The following is a 6345-nucleotide window of genomic DNA, read 5'->3' as shown; positions in this document are numbered from 1 at the left end:
AGGCGAAGTTTTGAAAAAAAATCGACATACGATTACGGGTTTTCCACATATTTTTTTTGTGGAACTAAATGCGAAAATTTCTGTTCTTTATACCAGTTTCCAAATCATTCATCGCCGCGACCGCGATATGCGCGAATAGCTACGATTTTTCCTTGTGCATCGAAATCAAGTACATCGATAACATGCAGGATTTCGGAGTTATTGACGGTGATTATGAGCTCGGCAGCAACGCTCTTGGTATTTTCATACGTGTGGAGCACTTCTATATGAAGCGATTGTGCCGCTTCGAAGTTTTTTTGTGTTTCGTTTAAAGCCGCAGCTTTACCAACGACACGCAAATTCCAGTCGCGTAGTATAATTTGTTCAGCAAATAGCTCGGCAACAGCATTTAAGTTTTTTTCTTGGTAAGATTGCAAATACAACAAGCAGGTTTTGGTATGGTTTAACATCAGCATATCAATTTGTCTGCAAGTTGAAAAAAAATGTTGATTTTCTTGCTTTTTGAACAACGATACGTAGGTAACGATTGCCCTAGCCGCGATTGCAACGGAAAGCCCGTAAAGCAAAAAAGCCTCGTATTTGCAGTAGGGAAGGGCGACAATAGAAGCCCGAACCCGCTGCTAAAATACGGGCTTTTTTGCTGCGGACTTGCAGTGGAAAGCGCGAATAGCTTCAAAAAAATCGCGTACTTTAGCTCTGCAAAAAAGTAAACTATGAAAATTGCAATAGTGTGCTATCCGACCTTTGGTGGAAGCGGCGTGGTGGCTACAGAATTAGGACTCGAATTAGCGCGCCGAGGTCACGAAGTGCACTTTATTACGTACCGACAGCCGGTTCGTTTGGCCTTACTCGAAACAAACGTGCACTATCATGAGGTGAACGTTCCGGAATATCCGCTCTTTCATTACCAACCGTATGAATTGGCTCTATCGAGTAAATTGGTAGATATGGTCAAGTTGTACAACATCGAAATTTTACACGTACACTACGCCATTCCGCACGCTTATGCCGGTTATATGGCTAAACAAATGCTCAAAAAAGAAGGTATTCGGATTCCGATGGTAACAACTTTGCACGGAACCGATATTACCTTAGTGGGCAATCACCCTTTTTACAAACCCGCAGTTAGCTTTAGTATCAATAAATCGGATTACGTTACTTCGGTTTCGGAAAGTTTGAAAAATGCAACGTACGAACTGTTCAAGATAAAAAAGAAAATTCATGTGATTCCGAACTTTATTGAGTTGAAAAATGCGCGCGATTTGGTTTTGAACCCTTGTAAACGTTCGGCAATGGCGTTGAAGTCGGAACGGATTATCACGCACATCAGTAACTTCCGAAAAGTAAAACGAATTCCGGATGTGATTGCCATTTTTAACTTGATACAACAACGTATACCTGCGAAACTGATGATGGTTGGCGACGGTCCGGAAAAGGTGAAAGCCGAGCAATTGTGCGAACAATTGGGCATTCAGGATCGGGTGATTTTCTTTGGAAACAGCAATGAAATAGACCGCATTTTAAGTTACACCGATTTGTTTTTGTTGCCTTCGGAAACCGAAAGTTTTGGTTTAGCGGCTTTAGAAGCGATGGCGTGGCGCGTTCCGGTAATTAGCAGTAATTCTGGCGGTTTGCCCGAAGTTAACTTTGACGGCGTTTCGGGTTACTTAAGTGATGTAGGCGACGTGCAAGAGATGGCCGAAAACGGCGTCCGCATTTTGGAAGACGATGCCGTGTTGGAAGCGTTTAAAGAACGTGCTTTCGAAAATGCGAAAAAATTTGACATCTCGGCAATAATGCCGCTGTATGAACGTATTTATGAAAAGGCACTAAAAAAACAAAAATGAAAAAGGTTATTGTTTTCATCCTGGCGTTTCTGGCGTTGGCTTGCGGATCGGGAAAAGACAAATCGGCTAAAGCGCCCTTATTCACTATTCTGAAGCAAGCAGGTACAGGTGGCGCACAAATTGAATTTTACGAAATTATAAACGACGGAAAAGAATTTGAATTGCTGAAAAACGATCCGGAGTTAAAACGAAAAATCAATAAAAGTAATATTGATCAAAGTACCTTTGTGGTGCTCAGCGCGGGTGAAAAGCCTAGTGGTGGTTACGGAATTACGGTGACAAACGTAAAGGAAACAGATCATGAAATTGAAGTGTACGTGAAAAAAACTAAACCAGAACCTAATTCGTTCGTTACCATGGCAATTACATATCCAATCTGTATTGTACAAATTAACAGTAAGAAACCTCTGGTTTTTAAAGAAGTGGAGTAGGGAGGAATAAGTCATAAAAAAAGTCGGCCTAAGCCGACTTTTTTAGAATCTATATCGAATAGAAAGTGCTAAATCCGGGCCGAAATCATCGTCTCTGAATTCGTCTCCGAAATATATTTCTGGTCTGAAATCAAGTGCTAGTTGTAGCGGAATATCGAAGTTATATTCAATTCCGATGTCACCTGCGGCAAGTAAAAACGTTCCGTCTTCATCATTGAATCCCGGACCGCGATCGGCGCTATAGCTACCAATACCTGCACCCACTCCGGCATACCAATTAAAACCGCCTTCGATGTTCCATACCCATTGATACAAACCAACTAATTTGAATGCATCGTAGTCGTCGTTATTTCTAAAACCTAAGTCTAATTCCAAGCGGTTGTTATCTCCTAATCCGCGTTGGTACGATATTTCACCACCAAATCCGTCGTTATCACCTAAACGCAAACCTAGTGCGTTTTTAGATATGTCTTGAGCTTGTGTGGCGAATGCAGTTCCTACAATTAGGGCAGTCGTTAAAAAAATGTTCTTCATAATATTCTGTTTTTGATAAGGCAAATCACCGTTTTTTTAACAGTTTTTCTATTACAGGAATACCAAAAAAGCTTACAAAACTTTACTCTACTTGGTGCGCGATTAACTTTTCGGTTTGTGTTTGACTGAACGTTTGCGGAATAGGAAGTGAAATGCCAAAACTTGAAAAATCTTCTAATTCGTAGGCAATATTTGTAGATGCGTAAATCATACCAATATTATTCGCAAAATAAACAGTCGATACAACTACGTCTTGAGGCTGCAAAACGGGAATCGATGTTGGCGGAACTCCTGGGAAAATCTGTAACGAAGCGGCGACACCTAGATTCAATTTTAGTACAACCGATTTCACATTACTGTAGCTTTCTCCACCAGGAACGGTGTACGAGGCTAATGTTTCTCCCTGAGTGGCTGTTAAATTATAGGTAACCGTTACGGGAAATCCGGAAATTGTTTGAGAAAATGAACCATTTTTAGAACCTACGACTGTTCCACTGCTTGCAGCGCTGTCGAAAACCGGTAAATCAACGATATCAACATCTACTGGTAATTCAGCAGATAAGCTTAATCCTGTAGTTCCAGTAAGCAATAATTTACTGCCACTTTTACGTAGTGAATTTCCGTTCATGATGCCCGTAAAAAATCCAAATGGCAATTCGGTTGCAAGATAATTAGCGGCAAATTTTTTGTACACGTTCGCATTAATTGTCGTGTCTTTTTCAATGTAAAGCGAATCAGTTCCAACAACGGCGTTATCAGCACTTACTTCGTATTTCCAATAATTGTCTACGGTAAGCGGCAAATAGTTGTCGTTGCTCGGATTGTTACTGCTGTCGTTGTTATTGTCTGATCCGCAGCTGCTAACTACCGCAGCGAGAGCAAACAAACTCAAAATTGTGTTTTTCATTTGTGTAAGATTAGATGTGCTAATAACGCAAATCTAACTTATTTCTTATTGAAAATGAGCGAGGCAACAAGTTTTGGCTCTAATGCTTCTTCCATTTCGAATAAATTTTCTTGAGGAAGTTCGAACTGTTCGGAGTATTTAAAGAGTTTCCAACGCTTTTTATGGTATTCGAGTGCCGTTAAATTTTCGATCCAATCACCTGAATTTAAATAGGTCGTAGCGCCTATCTTGTTCATTTTGGTTATGATCTTCGGTTCGTGAATGTGTCCGCAAATTACATAGTCGTACTTGTTTTCAATTGCTAGTTCAGTCGCGGCATTTTCGAAATCGGATATAAAACTTACTGCTTTTTTTACGCTCGCTTTTATCTTTTTCGAGAACGAATACGGCTCCTTTCCGAGTTGTTTGAGTACCCAATTGATACATCGATTCATCAAAATCAGGTAATCATAACCGTAACCGCCGAGCTTAGCAATCCATTTGGCATGATTAACCGAGGCGTCGAAAACATCGCCGTGAAAAAACCACGCTTTCTTTCCGTCGAGATCCAACACCAATTTATCGGCAATGGTGAAATATCCCACTTGCGCATCACTGAATTTTCGAAGCATCTCGTCGTGGTTTCCCGTCAGGTAATACACTTCCGTACCTTTCGACGCAAAATCAATGATCTTTTTTATAACTTTTAAATGATATTTTGGAAAATACGATTTTCGAAATTGCCAAATGTCGACAATATCGCCATTGAGAATCAGTTTTTTAGGTTTGATGGATTGCAGATACGTAAACAATTCTCGAGCGTGGCAACCGTAAGTTCCTAAGTGCACATCGGAAATTACCACCAAATCAATCTGACGCTTTTTCACAAAATTCGTTTTTGCAAATGAAGCATTCACATATTAGCACATCCACCGTTTCATATTAAATCTCAGCGCTTTAATTTTACGATTGCGTAAGTTAAATGTTAAGAACTTTTCCCACAGTAGTTTTCACGATCAATTTCTTCTAAATCGACGTAGCACCTCGGTGCTGTAATCCAAACTTCTTCAATTCAGGTACTGTATTGCGAGCCCCATGGTTTCCAGACATTTATTGCAACAAATTGTTCGTAAACAATTCTTGTTCTAGAATAATTGTATGCTCTAACTTACTTTCTACCAACCAATTCAAAAAAGCTGTTACCCGTTCGGGCTTCATAAATCCACAACTTTGCTCATCTCCAAAATAACCAACCGTTCGTGCGAGCGATTCCCGTAAATCGATGTGCTGTAAATCGTACGGCACTAAGTACTTTCTCAAAATTTCAATGGCTTGTTCCGGCTGCGCTTTCACCAACAAAAATCCCTTTTTTGTGGCGGTAACAAAGTTGCTAAAACTCTCATAATCATCTGAAATACGTTCTTTTTTAGCCAAAACTACAGGCGAATAACCGTATGGAATTCCATAATCGGCCATTCGAAATTTGTTGATCGCTACATCTTTTAATTTTACATCAACTCCTTCCCAATTGTCGAAAATCCATGTCGCGTCGGCAGTGCCATTTAGGAGCGAGTTCCAAATTTCTAGCTTGTCGGGATATGAAAAAACAACACTTCCCGTTCCGCCGTCGTTGAGCACCATTTGCTGTACAATCGCATCTTCATAACGCGCATTGTACGACGAATATACCTTGCCATCGAGGTCTTTCGGCGCAGCAATATCCGACGATTGTAACGCAACAATGCAACTTAAATCTTCTTGTAAAATGGCATATACCGCACGCGCGTTCACCTTATTTTCCTTATTATTTAAACTAATAACGGTTTCAAAAGGCGCAATCGCTAAATCGGCTCTATCCAGTTCTAGCTTCTTGCCCGGAGTTAATTGGTAATTGTCGTCACGCGGACTAACAATCTGAACATCAATTCCTTTATCCGAATAAAATCCTAATTCTTTGGCAATTAAAAATCCAATGTGGTTTATATTCGGTGTCCAATCTAAAGCAAGTTTAAGTGTGGTCATAGCCTCTAATTTATTGCAAGTACAGTTGCGGGAAGATAAAAAGTTTTTCCGATTTCCACCTCAAAAATGATAGGTATGTTCACCTTTTTTATGGGGTGCCGGCGGCGCATTCGTTCCGCTTCGCTAACCTGTCGCGAGGCCGCCGTCGCGCTATCCGCTGTATTTTTTTGGCGCACGTTTGGTGGAAGCTCATTTACGCCAAAAAAGATGTCGCTGCTATCGCTCACCCGGAAGTAGTGGAAAAATAAAAAGAATAGAAAGAATGGAAAAAGTAGAATTCCGATAGCTATCGGAAGCGAAAAAATAGAAATAAAGAAAAGTGGTCTTATTTCAGTTCTAAATCCAAAGCAAAAAACTGTCACGCATCAGCAAAATCCGCAACTTCTTTCCCTACCAACCATGTCACCTCTGTGCCTATGTGGTCAACGGAATGAAATAGTAAGAATGTAAAAAGCTAAAAAAGCTAAAAAAGCGAATTCCGATAGCTATCGGAAGCGAAAAAATAGAAATAAAGAAAAGTGGTCTTATTTCAGTTCTAAATCCAAAGCAAAAAATTGTCACGCATCAGCAAAAATGTGCAACTCCTTTCCCTACCAAACTATGTCACCTCTGTGCCTATGTGGTC

Annotated in this window: 7 protein-coding genes; 2 read left to right on the top strand and 5 right to left on the bottom strand. The window is 40.4% G+C overall.

Annotated elements, in window-relative coordinates; all coding sequences use genetic code 11:
* Positions 1–104 precede the first annotated feature (104 nt).
* Positions 105–449 carry a nuclear transport factor 2 family protein gene (locus tag ACOVQQ_RS03830; RefSeq protein WP_421817019.1) on the bottom strand — a complete coding sequence of 115 codons (345 nt, stop codon included), beginning with the start codon at positions 447–449 and terminating at the stop codon, positions 105–107.
* A 264-nt stretch (positions 450–713) separates the two neighbouring features.
* Between ACOVQQ_RS03830 and bshA the strand changes: the two genes are divergently transcribed.
* Together bshA and ACOVQQ_RS03820 are read left to right on the top strand one after the other, a co-directional pair.
* Positions 714–1847, top strand: coding sequence for an N-acetyl-alpha-D-glucosaminyl L-malate synthase BshA (gene bshA, locus ACOVQQ_RS03825; protein ID WP_421817018.1), 1134 nt, complete (start codon positions 714–716; stop codon positions 1845–1847).
* The gene (locus ACOVQQ_RS03820) at positions 1844–2278 is read left to right on the top strand and encodes a protease complex subunit PrcB family protein (RefSeq protein WP_421817017.1); all 435 of its coding nucleotides are present in this window, start codon (positions 1844–1846) and stop codon (positions 2276–2278) included. The genes bshA and ACOVQQ_RS03820 overlap by 4 nt, the downstream gene beginning before the upstream one ends.
* 42 nt (positions 2279–2320) lie before the next feature.
* On the opposite strand, the gene ACOVQQ_RS03815 is transcribed toward ACOVQQ_RS03820, so the two are convergent.
* The 4 genes from ACOVQQ_RS03815 to ACOVQQ_RS03800 form a co-directional block, all read right to left on the bottom strand.
* Entirely contained in the window at positions 2321–2812 is a 492-nt protein-coding gene (locus ACOVQQ_RS03815) for a hypothetical protein (protein WP_421817016.1), read from the bottom strand.
* An 82-nt stretch (positions 2813–2894) separates the two neighbouring features.
* Positions 2895–3719, bottom strand: coding sequence for a hypothetical protein (locus ACOVQQ_RS03810; RefSeq protein ID WP_421817015.1), 825 nt, complete (start codon positions 3717–3719; stop codon positions 2895–2897).
* A gap of 38 nt (positions 3720–3757) precedes the next feature.
* Complete coding sequence (locus ACOVQQ_RS03805; protein WP_421817014.1) at positions 3758–4585, bottom strand: UDP-2,3-diacylglucosamine diphosphatase; 828 nt, start codon at positions 4583–4585, stop codon at positions 3758–3760.
* Between the two features lie 223 nt (positions 4586–4808).
* Positions 4809–5720, bottom strand: coding sequence for an ABC transporter substrate-binding protein (locus tag ACOVQQ_RS03800; protein ID WP_421817013.1), 912 nt, complete (start codon positions 5718–5720; stop codon positions 4809–4811).
* Positions 5721–6345: the final 625 nt, after the last annotated feature.

Source organism: Flavobacterium sp. (genome assembly GCF_049240005.1).
Classification (GTDB): Bacteria; Bacteroidota; Bacteroidia; order Flavobacteriales; family Flavobacteriaceae; genus Flavobacterium.
The sequence above is the reverse complement of the archived record's forward strand: the minus strand, read 5'-3'. Positions and strand labels throughout refer to the sequence as shown.